This is a genomic window from Streptomyces sp. CBMA152 (assembly GCF_014596475.1).
Taxonomy (GTDB): domain Bacteria; phylum Actinomycetota; class Actinomycetes; order Streptomycetales; family Streptomycetaceae; genus Streptomyces.
On the sequence record NZ_MECJ01000028.1, the window covers coordinates 142,001 to 159,904 of the forward strand.

General features: G+C 67.8%; 15 protein-coding genes. 5 read left to right on the top strand and 10 right to left on the bottom strand.

The features are described from left to right. Positions 1 to 24: 24 nt before the first annotated feature. From BG418_RS24165 to BG418_RS24180, 4 genes are all read left to right on the top strand, one after another. On the top strand, positions 25 to 1,806 hold the full coding sequence (locus BG418_RS24165) for an ABC transporter substrate-binding protein (protein WP_188276075.1): 1,782 nt from the start codon (positions 25 to 27) through the stop codon (positions 1,804 to 1,806). Positions 1,807 to 1,867: 61 nt separating this feature from the next. Then, on the top strand, positions 1,868 to 2,845 hold the full coding sequence (locus BG418_RS24170; protein WP_188276076.1) for an ABC transporter permease: 978 nt from the start codon (positions 1,868 to 1,870) through the stop codon (positions 2,843 to 2,845). Positions 2,846 to 2,907: 62 nt separating this feature from the next. Beyond that, positions 2,908 to 3,975, top strand: coding sequence for an ABC transporter ATP-binding protein (locus tag BG418_RS24175; RefSeq protein ID WP_188276077.1), 1,068 nt, complete (start codon positions 2,908 to 2,910; stop codon positions 3,973 to 3,975). Positions 3,976 to 4,000: 25 nt separating this feature from the next. Then, on the top strand, positions 4,001 to 5,140 hold the full coding sequence (locus BG418_RS24180; RefSeq protein WP_188276078.1) for an ABC transporter ATP-binding protein: 1,140 nt from the start codon (positions 4,001 to 4,003) through the stop codon (positions 5,138 to 5,140). Positions 5,141 to 5,317: 177 nt separating this feature from the next. On the opposite strand, the gene BG418_RS24185 is transcribed toward BG418_RS24180, so the two are convergent. From BG418_RS24185 to BG418_RS24205, 5 genes are all read right to left on the bottom strand, one after another. Then, positions 5,318 to 6,346 carry an ABC transporter ATP-binding protein gene (locus BG418_RS24185; RefSeq protein WP_188276079.1) on the bottom strand — a complete coding sequence of 343 codons (1,029 nt, stop codon included), beginning with the start codon at positions 6,344 to 6,346 and terminating at the stop codon, positions 5,318 to 5,320. Then, positions 6,339 to 7,313 (bottom strand): ABC transporter ATP-binding protein, encoded by a 975-nt coding sequence (locus tag BG418_RS24190; protein WP_188276080.1) that lies wholly within the window; start codon positions 7,311 to 7,313, stop codon positions 6,339 to 6,341. Before BG418_RS24190 ends, BG418_RS24185 begins: the two co-directional genes overlap by 8 nt. A 13-nt stretch (positions 7,314 to 7,326) precedes the next feature. Then, positions 7,327 to 8,343 carry an ABC transporter permease gene (locus tag BG418_RS24195; RefSeq protein ID WP_188276081.1) on the bottom strand — a complete coding sequence of 339 codons (1,017 nt, stop codon included), beginning with the start codon at positions 8,341 to 8,343 and terminating at the stop codon, positions 7,327 to 7,329. Beyond that, a complete protein-coding gene (locus BG418_RS24200; RefSeq protein ID WP_188276082.1) occupies positions 8,336 to 9,259 on the bottom strand; it encodes an ABC transporter permease in 924 nt (307 codons plus the stop codon). The genes BG418_RS24195 and BG418_RS24200 overlap by 8 nt, the downstream gene beginning before the upstream one ends. Positions 9,260 to 9,331: 72 nt before the next feature. Further along, positions 9,332 to 10,963 (bottom strand): ABC transporter substrate-binding protein, encoded by a 1,632-nt coding sequence (locus BG418_RS24205; protein WP_188276083.1) that lies wholly within the window; start codon positions 10,961 to 10,963, stop codon positions 9,332 to 9,334. 157 nt (positions 10,964 to 11,120) lie between these two features. Between BG418_RS24205 and BG418_RS24210 the strand changes: the two genes are divergently transcribed. Beyond that, positions 11,121 to 11,933: a GNAT family N-acetyltransferase gene (locus BG418_RS24210; protein WP_188276084.1), complete on the top strand. Its 813-nt coding sequence runs from the start codon at positions 11,121 to 11,123 to the stop codon at positions 11,931 to 11,933. A 77-nt stretch (positions 11,934 to 12,010) separates the two neighbouring features. On the opposite strand, the gene BG418_RS24215 is transcribed toward BG418_RS24210, so the two are convergent. The 5 genes from BG418_RS24215 to BG418_RS24235 all read right to left on the bottom strand — a co-directional run bounded on the left by BG418_RS24215 (position 12,011) and on the right by BG418_RS24235 (position 17,862). Then, a complete protein-coding gene (locus BG418_RS24215; protein WP_188276085.1) occupies positions 12,011 to 13,165 on the bottom strand; it encodes an ABC transporter ATP-binding protein in 1,155 nt (384 codons plus the stop codon). After that, entirely contained in the window at positions 13,158 to 14,216 is a 1,059-nt protein-coding gene (locus BG418_RS24220) for an ABC transporter ATP-binding protein (RefSeq protein ID WP_188276086.1), read from the bottom strand. The genes BG418_RS24215 and BG418_RS24220 overlap by 8 nt, the downstream gene beginning before the upstream one ends. Before the next feature lie 14 nt (positions 14,217 to 14,230). Continuing rightward, complete coding sequence (locus tag BG418_RS24225; RefSeq protein ID WP_188276087.1) at positions 14,231 to 15,172, bottom strand: ABC transporter permease; 942 nt, start codon at positions 15,170 to 15,172, stop codon at positions 14,231 to 14,233. Continuing rightward, entirely contained in the window at positions 15,165 to 16,094 is a 930-nt protein-coding gene (locus tag BG418_RS24230; protein ID WP_188276088.1) for an ABC transporter permease, read from the bottom strand. Before BG418_RS24230 ends, BG418_RS24225 begins: the two co-directional genes overlap by 8 nt. A gap of 136 nt (positions 16,095 to 16,230) precedes the next feature. Then, the gene (locus BG418_RS24235) at positions 16,231 to 17,862 is read right to left on the bottom strand and encodes an ABC transporter substrate-binding protein (RefSeq protein ID WP_188276089.1); all 1,632 of its coding nucleotides are present in this window, start codon (positions 17,860 to 17,862) and stop codon (positions 16,231 to 16,233) included. Positions 17,863 to 17,904: the final 42 nt, after the last annotated feature.

Below are 17,904 nucleotides of genomic sequence, written 5' to 3' on the forward strand. Positions count from 1 at the left end.
CCACATCCTGACAGGCAGGAATCAATGAGAACTCGCAAGGCGCGCTACGCCTCCGCGTTTCTGGCGGTGGGGGCTTTGACACTGTCCGCAGCGTGCAGCAGCGGCGGGGGCGACACCGGGAAGAACCCTTCCGGTGACGACAAGAAGGCATCGGTACAGAACTTCGGCATCGGCACCAAGGCCGACTCCACCGGCCCGGCGGCCGCCGTCACGGGCGCGAAGCCCGGAGGCACGGCCTACGACCTGGACCAGGCGGGCTTCGACTATCTGGACCCGGGCCAGCAGTACGTCAGCGACATGCTCTCGCTGCAACTGCTCTACAACCGCTCGCTCACCGGATACAAGATCGACGCCAAGACCGGTAAAACGATTCTGGTGGGCGATCTCGCCACCGACACCGGTACCCCGTCGGACGGCGCCAAGACCTGGACGTACACCCTCAAGGACAACCTGAAGTTCGAGGACGGCACGCCCATCACGTCCAAGGACATCAAGTACGGCATCGAGCGGCTCTTCGCGGACTTCGAGACGCAGGGCCCGCAGTACGTCCAGAAGTGGATGTTCGGCCCCGACTACCGCAAGGCGTACGCGGGCCCGTACACCGGCCAGGAGCTGCCCGACACGGCGCTCGCGACGCCGAACGACAAGACCATCGTCTTCCACTTCAAGGACCCGCACGCGGACGCCCCGTACGCGATGTCCATGCCGAACGTGTCGCCGGTGCCCAAGGCCAAGGACGACAAGCAGAAGTACAACAACCACCCGGTCGCGTCCGGTCCGTACAAGATCGCCGACTACAAGCCGGGCAAGTCGCTCTCGTTCGTGCGCAACACCAACTGGGACCCCAAGAGCGACCCGATCCGCAACGCCTACCCCGACAAGTGGGAGTTCCAGCTCGGGATCGCCGAGCCGGGTCTGACCAACCGGATGGCCGCGCAGTCCGGGCCCGACAAGTACGCCGTGAACCTGTCCGGCTCCGCGGACCCGTCGAAGATGCAGACGCTGACGTCGGACTCGCAGTACAAGTCGCGGACGGTCAACGAGTACCAGCCGTACGTCGAGGTCATGAACGTCAACACCAAGCGGATCACCAACCCCAAGGTCCGCCAGGCGATCATGTACGCCTTCCCGATGCAGCAGGTCCAGCAGGCGTTCGGCGGCGGCGCGCAGGGTGAGCTCGGCACCACGCTGATCAGCCCGACGGTGGCCGGCTGGCAGAAGTTCGACCCGTTCGGCAAGCTCGCCAAGCCGATGGGCGACCCCGAGAAGGCCAAGGAGCTCCTGAAGGAGGCCGGGGTCACCACACCGGTCAAGCTCAGCTACGCGTACGCCAACACCCCGCGCTGGCAGAACGTCTCGCTGACGCTGGCGAAGGCGCTGGAGAAGGCCGGCTTCCAGGTGGAGCGCAAGGCCATCGACCCGACCTCGTACTACACGGTGGTCGGCAAGGTGAACACGCCGTTCGACATCTACCGCACCGGCTGGGGCGCCGACTGGCCGAGCGCGTCGACCGTGGTCCCGCCGACCATGGACGGCCGCAACCTCCAGGACGGCACCAACAACTACGCGTTCCTGAACGACCCGAAGGTCAACTCCGAGATCGACCGGATCATGGCGCTCACGGACATCAACCAGCAGAACACCGAGTGGCGCAAGCTCTCCGAGTACGTGCTGCAGTCCGACACGTCGCAGATCCCGTTCATCTACGACAAGTACTTCAACCTGTACGGCGACGGCCTCGGCGGCGTCACCTACAACCAGGTGTTCGGCACGATCAACCCCAGCACCATCTACGTGAAGCAGTAGTGGCGGCCCGGTCCCCGGCCCGCCTCACGGGCCGGGGGCCGCATACAGACGGAAGAGTCCGATGCTCCGTTTCCTTGTGCGACGACTGCTCGGCGCCGCGGTCATCCTGCTGCTGATCAGCGCCATTACGTATTTCCTCTTCTTCTTCCTGCCCTCCGACCCGGCGCTGTTGTCCTGCGGCAAGAACTGCGACCCGCAGAACGTGGCACTGATCCGCAAGAACCTGGGGCTCGACCATCCGATCTGGGTGCAGTACTGGCACTTCATGACGGGCATCTTCGCCGGGCGCGACATGCCCGTCGGGCACTGCCCGGCGCCCTGCTTCGGCTACTCTTTCGCCGACCAGCAGCTGGTGTGGAGCACCATCTCGGACCGCTATCCGACGACGCTCTCGCTGGGCGTCGGCGGCGCCGCGATCTTCCTGACCGTCGGCGTCGGCCTCGGCCTCATCTCCGCCTGGCAGCAGGGCAAGCTCTTCGACCGGATCGCCAGCGCGGCCTCGCTGGTCGGCCAGTCCGTGCAGATCTACTTCATCGGCCCGATCGCGATCCTGCTGCTCTCCACCAAGACCCACATCTTCAACCGCGGCCAGGATCCGCACTGGGCGAGCGACCCGGCCGGTTCGGTCTCCGGACTGCTGCTGCCGTGTCTGATCCTGTCGGTGATCTTCTGGTCGAACTACAGCCGGCAGACCCGCTCGCTGATGGTCGAGCAGATGTCGGAGGACCATATCCGCGCGGCCCGCGCCAAGGGCATGAGCTCGCGCTACGTCTTCCTGCGCTACGCCCTGCGCGGCGCGATGGCCACCGTCATCACCATCTTCGGCGTCGACCTCAGCGCGGTGCTCGGCGGCGCGATCATCACCGAGGTCACCTTCGGGCTGCACGGTCTGGGGTCGCTGTCGGTGCAGGCCGTGCTCCGCAGCGATCTGCCGCTGGAGATGGCCGTGATGCTGATCGGCGCCACGATCATCGTGCTCTGCAACATCGTCGTCGACATGGCGTACGCGTTCATCGATCCGCGGATCCGGCTCTCCTGAGAGCTCGTCGTCCCTTCCGATCCCGCACCACGGGATCCCGGAAACTCTGAGGAGAACCCTCCGTGAGCACCCTCAGCCAGACCGAGGCCGCGCCGGACACCGCCGCGTCCCGGGGCTTCCTCTCGGTCCGTGATCTGTATGTGCACTTCGCCACCGAGGACGGCGTCGTCAAGGCCGTCGACGGGCTCTCCTTCGACCTGGCGCGCGGCTCGACGCTGGGCATCGTGGGCGAGTCGGGCTCCGGCAAGTCGGTCACCAACCTGGCCGTCCTCGGGCTGCACAACCCGCGCAACACCACGATCCGGGGCGAGATCCTACTCGACGGGCAGGAGCTGACCGGCGCCTCCGAGCGCCAACTCGCCCAGCTGCGCGGCAAGAAGATGGCGATGATCTTCCAGGACTCGCTGGCCGCGCTCTCGCCGTACTACACGGTCGGGCGCCAGATCGCCGAGCCGTTCATGAAGCACATGGGCGCCTCCCGCAAGGAGGCCAAGGAGCGGGCGATCCAGATGCTCGGCAAGGTCGGCATCCCGCAGCCGAGGCTGCGGGTCGACGACTACCCGCACCAGTTCTCCGGCGGGATGCGCCAGCGCGTGATGATCGCGATGGCCCTCGTCTGCGACCCGGCGCTGATCATCGCGGACGAGCCGACCACCGCGCTCGACGTCACCGTCCAGGCGCAGATCCTCGACCTGCTCAAAGACCTTCAGCAGGAGACCGGTTCGGCGATCATCATCATCACGCACGACCTGGGCGTGGTGGCGAAGACCGCGGACGACGTGATGGTGATGTACGCGGGCCGCTGTGTGGAGCGCGGCACGGTACGGGAGATCATGCGCACCCCGCGCCACCCCTACAGCTGGGGGCTGCTCGGTTCGATCCCCCGCCTCGACTCGCCCGTCGACCTGCCGCTCGTGCCGATCCCGGGGGCGCCGCCCAGTCTGCTCTCGCCGCCGCCGGGGTGCCCCTTCCATCCGCGCTGCGCCTTCCCCGACCAGGTCGCGGGCGGCCTGTGCCGTACGGTGCGGCCCGCCATCCCGGAGGACCAGCCGCACGGCGCCGCCTGCCATCTGAGCGGCGAGCAGAAGGACACGATCTTCGCCGAGCAGATCCGGCCGCGGCTGCGCTGACCCGACCAGGAGTCGAGAACACATCATGAGCGAACAGCTGGACCTCACCAAGGTTCCCGGCCCCCGCGACCAGGTCGCCGACCCCGGCGGCCGGGAGCGGTCACCGCTGCTGGAAGTGGCCGGGCTCGTCAAGTACTTCCCCATCCACAGCGGGTTCGTGCTCAAGCGCCACGTCGGTGACGTACGGGCCGTGGACGGGGTGGACTTCGCCATCGCGCAGGGCGAGAGCCTGGGTCTGGTGGGCGAGTCGGGGTGCGGCAAGTCGACCACCGGGCGCCTCATCACGCGCCTGCTGGAGCCGACCCGGGGCACCATCACGTACGACGGCCGGGACATCAGCCATGCCTCGCGCAAGCAGATGGCGCCGATCAGGTCCGAGATCCAGATGATCTTCCAGGACCCGTTCGCCTCGCTCAACCCGCGTCAGACGGTCGGCGACATCATCTCCAACCCGATGGTCGTCAACGGCGTCAATCCACCGGGCGGCCGCGAGAAGCGCGTGCGCGAGCTGTTGGAGATCGTCGGTCTCAACCCGGAGCACTACAACCGGTTCCCGCACGAGTTCTCCGGCGGTCAGCGTCAACGCATCGGTGTGGCAAGGGCGTTGGGGCTCAAGCCACGCCTGATCGTCGCGGACGAGCCGGTCTCGGCGCTGGACGTCTCGATCCAGGCGCAGGTCGTCAACCTGCTCCAGAACCTCCAGCGCGAGCTGGACATCGCGTTCCTGTTCGTCGCCCACGACCTGGCGATCGTGCGGCACTTCTCGCAGCGGATCGCGGTGATGTACCTCGGCCGGATCGTCGAGATCGGCGACCGCGACTCGATCTACGAGCGGCCCCGCCACCCGTACACGCACGCGCTGCTCTCGGCCGTGCCGGAGGCCGTGGTCGACGACGAGGGCGAGGGCCGCGAGCGGATCCGGCTCGCCGGTGACGTGCCGTCCCCGATCGACCCGCCGTCGGGCTGCCGCTTCCGCACGCGGTGCTGGAAGGCGGCCGATCTCTGCGCCTCCGAGACCCCGCCGCTGGTACGTCTTGAGGGCAACCGGGAAGGGCATCTGACCGCGTGCCACTTCCCCGAGGAACCGACGGTCGCGGCGCGGGACGAGGACGTCGTCCTCGATCCCGCGCTCGCCGCGATCGAGGAGGCGACGGACACCCATTGACCCGAGCCTGAGCCTCCGCTCGGAGCCGGGGCCCGCGCCCGCACACCCCAGTCACCACCGCGGACGCGGGCCTCGGCGTACGCCGTCAGATGACGTCCTTCAGCTGCGGACCGTGCGTGGCTGGTCGCGCAGTTCCCCGCGCCCCTTAATTGCTCGGCTTCGCCGTCGCCCGGCACCTCACTCCGGTGGCACCACCGTCTTCTCCTCCGCGAAGTGGCACGCCGACGGGTGCTGGGCCGGGCCCGCGGCCAGGCGGAACGCGGCCGGGACGGCCAGCTCCGGGACCTCCAGGGTGCAGCGCTCCTGGGCTTTCCAGCAGCGCGTACGGAAGCGGCACCCGGAGGGGATGTTCGCCGGGGACGGCACATCCCCGGCGAGAATGATCCGTTCGCGACGCTCCCGCGCCGCCGGGTCCGGCACCGGGACGGCGGAGAGCAGCGCCTGCGTGTACGGATGCGTCGGATGGTCGTAGATCTCCTCGTCCCGCCCGGTCTCCACGATCCGGCCCAGGTACATCACCCCCACCCGGTCCGAGATGTGCCGCACGATCGACAAGTCATGGGCGATGAACACGTACGAGAGCGAGAACTCCGACTGGAGGCGTTCCAGCAGGTTCACCACCTGCGCCTGCACCGAGACATCGAGCGCCGACACCGGCTCGTCCGCCACGATGATCTCGGGCTGGAGCGCCAACCCCCGTGCGATACCGATGCGTTGGCGCTGGCCGCCGCTGAACTGGTGCGGGTAGCGGTTGATGTACTCCGGGTTGAGGCCCACCACGTCCAGCAGGTCCTGCACCTTGCGCCGCCGGTCCCCCTTCGGGGCCACCTCGGGATGGATCTCGTACGGCTCCCCGATGATGTCGCCGACCGTCATCCGGGGGTTGAGCGAGGTGTACGGGTCCTGGAACACCATCTGGATGTTCCGGCGCACGGACCGCAACGCCTTGCCGGACATCTGCGTGATGTCCGTCCCCTTGTACTTGATCTGCCCCGCCGTCGGGCGCTCCAGGTTCACCAGCATCCTGGCCACCGTCGACTTGCCGCAGCCCGACTCCCCGACGATCCCCAGCGTCTCCCCCGCCGCCAGGTCGAAGGACACGCCATCGACCGCCTTCACCGCGCCGACCTGCTTCTTGAAGAGGATCCCCTGGGTCAGCGGGTAGTGCTTGACCAGGTCGCGCACTTCCAGAATCGCCTCAGCCATTCAGGCACTCCTTCCAGAAGTGGCACGCGCTCTTGCGGCCCTCGGCGACGTCCGCGAGCGGCGGCACGTCGGTGCGGCACACGTCCTGCGCCATCGGGCAGCGCGGATGGAAGGCGCAGCCGGACGGGATGTGCATCAGGTTGGGCGGCAGGCCCTTGATCGCGTACAGCTCCTGGCCCTTCTGGTCCAGGCGCGGGATCGAGTCGAGCAGACCCCGGGTGTACGGGTGCGCGGGCGCCTTGTAGATCTCGTGGACCGGGGCCTGTTCGACGATCCGGCCCGCGTACATCACCGCGATCCGGTCGGCGACGTCCGCGACCACCCCGAGGTCATGGGTGATCAGGATCAGGCCCATCGTGAACTCGCGCTGGAGCTCGGCGAGCAGGTCCATGACCTGGGCCTGGACCGTCACGTCGAGCGCCGTCGTCGGCTCGTCCGCGATGATCAGCGCGGGCTCCAGGGCCATCGCCATCGCGATCATGATGCGCTGGCGCATACCGCCGGAGAACTGGTGCGGATACTGCCCGACCCGCTCCTGCGCGGCCGGGATCCGCACCCGGTCCATCAGCTCGACGGCCTTGGCCTTGGCGTCCTTGCGCGACATCCCCTGGTGGACGGTGAACATCTCGCCGAGCTGCGCGCCCACGCTCAGCACCGGGTTGAGCGACGACAGCGCGTCCTGGAAGATCATCGCCATCCCGGAGCCGCGCACCTTGCGCCGCTCGTCCTCCTTGAGCTTCAGCAGGTCCTGGCCCTTGAAGAGGATCTCGCCGCCGGTGATCCTCCCGGGCGGCATGTCGAGGATGCCCATCACGGCCTGCGCGGTGACCGACTTGCCGGAGCCGGACTCGCCGAGCACGGCCAGCGTCTCCCCGGCCGCCACCGAGTAGGTGACGCCGTTGACGGCCTTGGCGATCCCGTCCCGCGTCTTGAACTCGACCTGGAGGTCGCGCACTTCGAGCAGCATGGCGTCCAACTCCTCAGCGCAGCTTGGGGTCGAGGGCGTCGCGCACCGCGTCGCCGAGCATGATGAACGCGAGCACCGTGATCGCGAGCGCCCCGGCGGGCCACAGGAGCATGTGCGGGGCGTTGCGGATGTACTGGGAGGCGGCCGAGATGTCGATGCCCCAGGAGACCGACGGCGGCTTGAGCCCGACACCGAGGTAGGAGAGCGTCGCTTCGAGGGAGATGTACGTACCGAGCGCGATGGTCGCCACCACGATCACCGGGGCCACCGCGTTGGGTGTGATGTGGCGCAGCAGCATCCGGGAGTTGGAGGCGCCGAGCGCCCGGGCCGCCTGCACGTAGTCGTTCTGTTTGGCGGTGATCACCGAACCGCGCGCGATCCGGGCGATCTGCGGCCAGCCCAGCAGGATCATGAAACCGATCACCGGCCAGACCGTGGTGGAGGTGACCACGGACAGGAAGACCAGACCGCCGAGCACCACCGGGATGCCGAAGAAGATGTCGGTGATCCGGGAGAGCAGCGCGTCCCAGCCGCCCCCGAAGAACCCGGCGAGCCCGCCCAGCGTCGAGCCGAGGAGCGCGACCCCGAGCGTGGTGCAGACGCCGACGGTGACCGAGGTGCGCGCGCCGTAGACCGTACGCGTGTAGACGTCGCAGCCCTGCCCGTCGTAGCCGAAGGGATGGCCGGGCCGGGAGCCCAACTGGGCCTTGGCCAGATCGCACTTGAGCGGGTTGCCGGAGGCGATCACCGAGGGCCAGAGCGAGATGAAGATCAGGAACAGGATGATCAGGCCCGAGATGATGAAGACCGGGTTGCGCCGCAGATCCCGCCAGGCGTCGCCCCACAGGCTGCGGGGCTTCTCCCCGGGGCCCGTGCCCTCCGGTCCTCCGGGCGTCTTGTCCAGCGTCGCGCCCTCGCTCAGCGCGAGGTCCATCGCGCCGCCGGTGCCGGTCGGGGCGATGGCTCCCTGGCCAACGCCGCCCGCACCGGTCGCGGCGACCGAACGTTCGTCGAAGTCGGGCTCAGGCATAGCGGATCCTCGGGTCGAGTACGGCGTACAGGAGGTCGACGACGAGATTCGCCACCAGGAACACCAGCACCAGAACGGTCACGAAGCCGACGACGGTCTGGGTGCTCTGGCGCAGGATGCCCTGGTAGAGCTGGTAGCCGACGCCGTGGATGTTGAAGATCCGCTCGGTCACGATCGCCCCGCCCATCAGGGCGCCCACATCCGTACCGATGAAGGTGACCACCGGGATCAGCGAGTTGCGCAGCAGATGCCGGGTGATCACCCGGTGCCGGGGCAGGCCCTTGGCGACGGCCGTACGGACGTAGTCGGCGCGGGAGTTCTCGGCGATCGAGGTCCGGGTGAGCCGGGTGACGTACGCCAGGGAGACCGAGGCGAGCACCAGGCCGGGGATCAGGAGCTCGTTGAACGGCGCCTCCGGGGACACCGACGGCTTGATCCAGCCCCACTCGACGCCGAGCAGCAGCTGGAGCACCAGACCGGTGACGAAGGTCGGGATCGCGATGACGACGAGCGTGAGGACCAGCACCCCGGTGTCGACCGGGCGCCCGCGCCGCAGACCGGTGACGACGCCGAGGGTGATGCCGATGACGATCTCGAAGACGATCGCGACGATCGTGAGCCGGATGGTGACGGGGAAGGCGGTCGACATCAGCTCGGTGACCTTCTGACCGTTGAACGCGGTCCCGAAGTCACCGGTGAACACGTTCCCCATGTAGGTCGTGTATTGCTGCCAGACCGGCTTGTCGAGGCCGAACTCCTGCTTGAGGCGGGCGGCGGTCGCCGGATCGCAGGCCCGCTCGCCGCAGAGCCCGGCGATGGGGTCGCCCATGACGTTGACCATCAGGAAGATCAGCAGCGTGGCGCCGATGAACACCGGGATCATCTGCAGCAGCCGCCGGATCACATAACGTCCCATGAACCGCTCCGGGAGTCGGGGAAGAGGTCCGGCCCGGCGCGATGTGCACGCCGGGCCGCACCTCCGCCGGCGTCAGCTGACCTTGATCTCGTTGTAGACCGGGACGCTGAACGGGTTCAGCGCGACGTTGGAGACCCGGGTCGAGTAGCCGGCGCTGCCGTTCTGGTACCAGAGCGGGATGGCGCCCATCTGGTCCCGCAGCACGCCCTCGGCCTTCTGGAACAGCTCGACCGCCTTGGCCTTGTCCGTCTCGGCGTTGGCCTCGTTGACCAGCTTGTCGAAGTCGGCGTTGGTCCACTTGCCGTCGTTGGAGGAGGCGTCGGTGTAGTACAGCGGCTGGAGGAAGTTCTGGATCAGCGGATAGTCCATCTGCCAGCCCGCCCGGAACGGCCCGGACATCTTGCTCTGGGTGATCTGGTTGCGGAAGTCGGCGAAGGTGCCGATCGGGTTGCCGACGCACGCCTTGTCGTTGCCCAGCGCGTTGTTGACGCTGTTGCAGATGGCGTCGACCCACTCCTTGTGCGAGCCGGTGTCCGCGTTGTACGAGATCTTCACCTGGCCGCCGGGGATGCCGCCGCCGTCCTGGATGAGCTTCTTGGCGGCGGCGGGGTCGTACTTGCAGGCGTCCCCGCACAGCCCGTCCTTGTAGCCGCCGGCCGCGCCGAGCACCGGCGAGGTCCAGTCGGTGGCCGGGGTGCGGGTCTTCTGGAAGATCGTGTCGGTGATCTGGGCGCGGTTGATCGCCATCGACAGGCCCTTGCGGACCTTGGCCGCGCCCGGGGTGTTCCAGGCCGCGTCGTAGTACGGGAACGCGAGCGTCTGGATGATGCCGGCCGGGGTGTTGATGTACCGGTCGCCGAGGTCGGCCTTGACGTTCTTGAGCTGGGAGGCGGGCACGTCGTCGACGAGGTCGAGGTTGCCGGCGGTCAGGTCGGTGTAGGCGGTGTTGTTGTCGGTGTAGACCTTGAGGTCCACACCGCCGTTCTGCGCCTTGTCCGCCCCCATGTACCCGTCCCACTTGCGCATTTCCAGCTTCGAGCCCTTGGTGTACGAGTTGACGGTGTACGGGCCGTTGCCGATCGGCTTGGAGAGCCACGCCGAGTGGTTGTCGAAGAACGCCTTGGGCAGCGGCGCGAAGGCCGCGTAGCCGAGGGTGTCGGGCCACAGCGAGAACTTCTGGTTGAGCTTGACGGTGAAGGTGCGGTCCCCGGTGACCTTCAGGCCGGAGAGCGTGTCCGCGGTCGCCTCGCCCTTCTCGGGGTGGACCTTGTCGTACCCGTCGATGTACCCGAAGAAGTACGCGTTCTTCTGGTTGTTCTTGAGGTTGGCGCCGTAGTTCCAGGCGTCCACGAAGGACTTGGCGGTGACCTTCTCGCCGTTGGAGAACGTCCAGCCGTCCTTGACGGTGATGTTGAAGGTGGTCGAGTCGGTGGTCTCGATCTTCTCGGCGAGCATGTCCTTGGCCGCGCCGGTCTTCGGGTCGTACCGCTTGAGCCCGCGGAAGAGCATGTCGAGGACCTTGCCGCCCTGCACCTCGTTGGTGTTGGCGGGCTCCAGCGGGTTCTGCGGATCGCCCCAGGACGAGCTCACGATGCCGGCGGCGCCGCTTCCTCCGCCGCCACCGCCTCCGCCTCCGCAGGCCGTCGCCGCGAGGGCGACGACCACCGCACCTGCGGCCCACTTGGCCTGCGTGGCTCCGCGCATGGAGTCCTCCTGGGATCTCAAAACTGACTTAGGCCCAAATATCACCCCAGGAGTGGACAGAGCGCATGTCACCACACCCATTCGGGCGTACGGCGAAAAGGGAGGCGGGCACCGGAAATCGGCTGCGCCCGACCGTGCGGAGGTTGGAAAATAGGGCATGACCTGGCATCTGACGGATGACGTAGAAGAGTTCCGGACCGTCACGGAGACGTTCCTGGCCACCGATCCGGCCCGCAATACCGTGTTGCTCACCCTCACCGAGGGAGCGCGGTCCGGGGTCTGGCCGGGCGCGCGCTTCGGCTGGTGGACCGGGCCGGACGGCGCGGTGGGGGGTGCGTACATACAGACCCCGGGGATGCCTCCGGTGCTCGGCACGATGCCGGACGAGGCGGCCCGCGCGCTCGCCGGGGCGCTGCGCGGCAGCGGCCTCGTCGGGGTGAACGGCGCCACCGCCACCGCGCGGGCCTTCGGCGAGGCGTGGGGCCCGTACCAGGTGGACCGCGAGGAGCGGCTGTTCCGGCTCGCCGAGCTCGCCGAACCGGCACCCGTCGGCGGCCGCTCCCGGCTCGCGACCGAGGCGGACGTGCCGCTGGTGACCGAGTGGATGAACGCCTTCATCGACGAGCTGGGGCTGCCCGCGGAGCTGGGCGCCGCGCGGACCGCGTCCCGCCGCACCTCGGCCGGGCAACTGGTGCTCTGGGAGGGCGAGGAGGGCCCGGCGTCCCTCGCCGCGGCCTCGGCGGTGCTGGCGGGCCAGTCCCGTATCGGCCCGGTCTACACCCCACCGGCCCTGCGCGGCCGGGGCTACGCGGCCGCGGCCACGGCGGCGGCCACCCGCCTCGCCACCGGCTGGGGCGCGGCCGAGGTCGTCCTCTTCACGGACCTCGCCAACCCGACGAGCAACGCGCTCTACCAACGGCTTGGGTATCAGCAGGTCCAGGACCATCTGGTGCTGGACTTCACGGGCTGAACAACGCGAGGTACGCGAGAGGGGCGCCCGGAACCGTGAAGTTCCGGGCGCCCCTCGTCGTATGACGTGAGCCGCGATCAGGCCGCGCCCACCACGTCCTTCTCCTCGGCGAAGTGGCACGCCGAGTCGTGGGCGGCCAGGGTGTCCTTGCCCTGGAACCGCTCCGGGATCGCCAGCAGCGGGACCTCGGTGGAGCAGCGCTCCTCCGCCTTCCAGCAGCGGGTGCGGAAGCGGCAGCCCGACGGCGGGTTGGCCGGGGACGGGACGTCGCCGGTCAGGATGATCCGCTCGCGGTGCTCGCGCGCGTCCGGGTCCGGGACCGGGACGGCGGAGAGCAGCGCCTGGGTGTACGGATGCGTCGGGTGCTCGTAGATCTCCTCGTCCGTGCCGATCTCGGCCATCTTGCCGAGGTACATCACACCGACGCGGTCGGAGATGTGCCGGACGATCGAGAGGTCGTGCGCGATGAAGATGTAGGACAGGTTGAACTCGTCCTGGAGCTTCTCCATCAGGTTGATGACCTGCGCCTGCACCGACACGTCGAGCGCGGAGACCGGCTCGTCGCAGATGATGATCTCGGGGTTGAGCGCGAGGCCGCGGGCGATGCCGATGCGCTGGCGCTGACCGCCCGAGAACTGGTGCGGGTACCGGTTGATGTACTCCGGGTTGAGGCCGACGACGTCCAGCAGCTCCTGGACGCGCTTGCGGCGGTCGCCCTTGGGAGCCACCTCGGGGTGGATCTCGAAGGGCTCCCCGATGATGTCGCCCACCGTCATACGGGGGTTGAGCGAGGTGTACGGGTCCTGGAACACCATCTGGATGTTGCGGCGGACCGCCTTCAGCGCGCGCCCGGACAGCTTGGTGATGTCCTGGCCCTTGTAGAAGACCTCGCCGGCGGTCGCCCGCTCCAGCGTCATCAGCAGCTTGGCGACGGTCGACTTGCCGCAGCCGGACTCGCCGACGATGCCCAGGGTCTCGCCCTGGTACAGGTCGAAGGAGACCCCGTCGACGGCCTTGACCGCGCCGATCTGCTTCTTGAAGAGGATGCCCTGGGTCAGCGGGAAGTGCTTGACCAGGTTGCGCACCTGGAGGATCGGCTCACCGCGGTCGACCTTGACGTCGAGGAGCGCCTCGACCTCGGTGGTCGTGGAGGCGTCCGCCTTCACCACGTCCGTGACGCTCGCGGTGGGGGCGGCGTCCACGGCCTCGTCCTTCTTGATCGGCTCAGCCATGGATCGTCTCCTTCCAGAAGTGGCAGGCGCTGCCGCGGCCGGGCAGGTCCGCGCCGTCCGCCTCGGTGACCGGAGCGAGCTTCGGCACCTCGGTACGGCAGATGTCCTGCGCCTTGGGGCAGCGCGGGTTGAACGCGCAACCGGTGGGGATCTTCAGCAGGTTGGGCGGCAGACCCTTGATCGCGTACAGCTCCTGGCCCTTCTGGTCCAGGCGCGGGATCGAGTCGAGCAGACCCCGGGTGTACGGGTGCGCGGGGCGCTTGTACAGCTCGTGCACCGGCGCGGTCTCCACGATCCGGCCCGCGTACATCACGGCGATCTTGTCCGCGACGTCCGCGACCACACCGAGGTCGTGGGTGATCAGGATCAGGCCCATGTGGTACTCGCGCTGGAGCTCCGCGAGCAGGTCCATGACCTGCGCCTGCACCGTCACGTCGAGCGCGGTGGTCGGCTCGTCCGCGATGATCAGGTCGGGCTCCAGGGCGAGCGCCATCGCGATCATGATGCGCTGGCGCATACCGCCGGAGAACTGGTGGGGGTAGTCGTTGACCCGCGCGGCGGCCGCGGGGATCTTGACCTTGTCCATCAGCTCGATGGCCTTGGCCTTCGCCTCCTTGCGGGAGGCGCCCTGGTGCACCCGGAACATCTCGCCGAGCTGGTAGCCGACGCTCAGCACCGGGTTCAGCGCGGAGAGCGCGTCCTGGAAGATCATCGCGATCTTCTGGCCACGGATGGCGCGACGGTCCTCCGCGCTCATCTTCAGCATGTCCTCGCCGCGGAACAGGATCTCGCCCTGCGGGATCTTGCCGGGCGGCATGTCGAGGATGCCCATGATCGCCTGAGCGGTCACGGACTTGCCCGAGCCGGACTCGCCGAGCACGGCGAGGGTCTCGCCCGCGCTGACGCTGTAGTTGACGCCGTTGACCGCCTTGGCCACACCGTCACGGGTGTGGAACTCCACGTGCAGGTCCCGGACTTCGAGCAGCGGACCGCTCTTGTCGTCGTCGGCGCGGGGCGCCGGGACGCTTGCTGTCTTGTCGATGATGCTCACGTCGTACGCCCTCCTCAGCGCAGCTTGGGGTCGAGGGCGTCGCGCACCGCGTCGCCGAGCATGATGAAGGCGAGCACCGTGAGGCTCAGCATGGCGCTGGGGAAGAACAGCACGTGCGGAGCGGTACGGATGACGGTCTGGCCCGAGGAAATGTCGTTGCCCCACGAGACGGTGGACGGCGGCAGGCCGATACCGAGGAAGGACAGCGTCGCCTCGGTGGCGATGTATCCGCCGAGCGCGATGGTCGCGACGACGATCACCGGCGCGACCGCGTTCGGCAGGATGTGCCGGATCATGATCCGGTTCGTGCTCGCGCCCAGCGCCCTGGCGGCCTGGACGTAGTCGGCCTGCTTGACCGTGATCACCGAACCGCGCATGACCCGGGCGAGCTGGGTCCAGCCGAGCAGGCCGAGGCCGAGCACCACGGACCAGACGGTGCGGTGGGTGAAGGCGTTCAGGATGACGATCGCGCCGAGCAGCAGCGGGATGCCGAAGAACACGTCGGTCAGACGCGAGAGCAGCGAGTCGATCCAGCCGCCGAAGTAGCCGGCCAGCATGCCGACGAAGCCGCCGAGCAGCGTCACGAAGACCGTGACGCAGACGCCGACGATGATCGAGGCGCGGGCGCCGTACAGGACGCGCGAGTAGATGCTGCGGCCCTGGACGTCGTAACCGAACCAGTCCTCCTGGAAGACATGGCCGTAGTTCGGGTCGCCGAGGTAGTGCTTGGCGAGGTCCGCGTGGTCCGGGTCGACCGAGGTGAACATCCCCGGGGCGATCGCGATGAGCGCCAACAGGACGATCAGCAGCGCCGAGACGATGAAGAACGGGTTGCGGCGCAGGTCCCGCCAGGCGTCGGACCACAGGCTGCGCGGCTTCTCCGACGACGCGGTGGCGGCGACGGCGACGGCCGGAGTCTCGGTTGTGGCCTCGGCCTTCTTGAGGGTCTCAGGCATAGCGGATCCTCGGGTCCAGAGCGGCGTACAGCAGGTCGACGGCAAGGCTGGAGAGCAGGTAGACGATCACGAGGATCGTCACGATGCCGACCACCGTGGTGTTGTCCGACTGGTTGATCGAGCGGTACAGCGTGTTGCCGATGCCGTGCACGTTGAAGATGCCCTCGGTGACGATGGCGCCGCCCATGAGGGCGCCGAGGTCCGTACCGAGGAAGGTGACCACCGGGATGAGCGAGTTGCGCATCAGGTGGATACCGACGACGCGGCGGCGCGGCAGGCCCTTGGCGACGGCGGTGCGGATGTAGTCCGCGCGCAGGTTCTCGGCGATCGACGTTCTGCTGAGCCGCGCGATGTACGCGAAGGACAGCGAGCCGAGGACCACACCGGGCAGCAGCAGCTGCGTGATGTCGTTGGAGTCCTGCACGGTGGGCGTGACCCAGCCGAGCTGGTCGGCGAAGACCGTCTGGAAGATGAAACCGAGGACGAAGATCGGGATCGAGATCAGCAGAAGCGTGACCACGAGGACCAGCTTGTCCGCGATACGACCGCGGTTGAGGCCGGCCAGGAGGCCGAGCACGATACCCACGACGATCTCGATGGTGAAGGCGATCAACGACAGCCGGATCGTGACCGGGAAGGTCTCCGACATGACGTCGAGCACCTTACGGCCGGTGACGAAGCTCGTGCCGAAGTCCCCGGTGATGACATTGCTGATGTAGTGCCAGTACTGCGCGAGCACCGGTCGGTCGAACCAGTACTCGTGGCGCAGCCGCGCCATCGCCTGCGGGTCGGCAGGTCTGTCGCCCCACAGCGCCCGGACGGGGTCGCCGGGGAGTGAGTACACCATCAGAAAGATGAGCAGAGTGGTCCCGATGAACACCGGGATCATCTGGAGCAGTCGCCTCGCGACGTAGCGCCCCATCGAGCCTCCATTGTCAGCCGCCAGCAGCCGGCCCGCCCCGCTCCTCGTGGGAGGGGCGGGCCGGCTGCCCTGCGCGAACGGTGTGGCGCCGGCGATGCCGGAACGCCTGGGTGAATCGACCGTTAGCGGCCTGGAACTACTTCTTCAGCACCTCGACGGCGGTGAACACCGGCTTGCCGAAGGTGTCGTACGTGACGTTCTTGACGTTGGCCGAGTAGCCGGCGTTCGTCTTGTAGTACCAGAGCGGGATGGCCGGCATGTCGGCGTACAGGGCCTTCTCGGCGTCCTGGTACAGCTTGACCGACTCGTCCAGGGTCGTCGCCTTGTCCGCCTTGGCGGCCAGGTCGTCGAACGCCTTGTTGGAGTAGCCGCCCTCGTTGCCCGCGGCGGTGGTGCCGTACAGGTCCTTGAGGAAGTTGGCGTTCAGCGGGTAGTCCTGCACCCAGCCGGAGCGGTAGAGGCTCTGGACCTTCTTGCCGGTGCGGATGTCCAGGACGGTCTTGAAGTCCGCCTTGGCGTCGCTCTCGCACTTGACGCCGGTGGCCTGGGTGATGTTGGCGCAGACCGCCGTGACCCATTCCTTGTGGCCGCCGTCGGCGTTGTAGAGCACCGAGATCTGGGCGTTGGTGCCGCCGGCCTCGGTGACGAGCTCCTTGGCCTTGGTCGGGTTGTACTTGCAGGTGTCGCCACAGGCGTCCGCGAGGTAGCCCTTGACGGCCGGCGGCACGAAGCCGGTGGCCGGGGTGCGCGAGCCCTGGAGCACCGTCTTGGTGATGGTGTCCCGGTCGATGGCCATCGAGAGGCCCTGCACGAACTTCGCGCGGTCCTTGACACCCTTCATCGTCGGCGAGTAGGCCGCGATGGCGATGGTCTGGATCGAGTTCTGCGGAGCGTCCACGGCGCGCTTGCCGAGGTCCTGGTGGTACGTGGCCATGCCGCTCGGGGCGACCTGGTCCAGCACGTCCAGGTTGTTGGAGACGGTGTCCTTATAGGCGGCCTCGGAGGTCGTGTAGAACTTGAAGTCCACACCACCGTTCTTCGGCTTGTCCGCACCCGCGTACTTGTCGTACGCCTTGGTGAGGAAGTCCTGGTTGTGGTTCCACTTCACGAACTGGTACGGGCCGTTGCCGATCGGCTCGTTGCCGTACTTCTTCGGGTTGGTGAAGAAGACCTGCGGCAGCGGCGAGTAGGCGCTGTAGCCGAGCTTGTAGGTCCAGTACGGAGCCGGCGTGCCGAGCTCGACCTTGATGGTGTAGTCGTCCGGGGTGGACAGACCCGACATCTTGTCGGCCGTCGGGTCACCCTTGTCCGGGTGGACGTCGGTGTAGCCCTTGATGTCCGAGAACCACGAAGCGTTCTGCTGCGCGTTCTTGGCGTTGGCGCCCCAGTTCCAGGCGTCGACGAAGGACTTCGCCGTGACCTTCTCACCGTTGTGGAAGGTCCAGCCCTGCTTCACCTTGATGGTGTAGTGGCTGGCGTCGTCCTGCTTGATCGAGTCCGCGACGACGTTGACGATCGCGCCCGACTTCGGGTCGAAGTCGACGAGCTTCGAGAAGAGCACGTCGGTGATACGGCCACCGCCGGTCTCCATCACGTTGGCCGGCTGGATCGGGTGCTGCGGCTCGCTGCTCTGGTAGCTGAAGACACCTGCCGGGTCGGCAGCCGCGCCCGAGTTGTCCGTGCTGTCCTTGCCGCCGCCACAGGCAGTCGCTGCCATGGCGACCATCACCGCGCCCGCGACCCACTTGGCGCTGTTGGCACCACGCATGGGTTCCTCCTCATGAGTCCACTTGTCACTACAAGAGGGGCA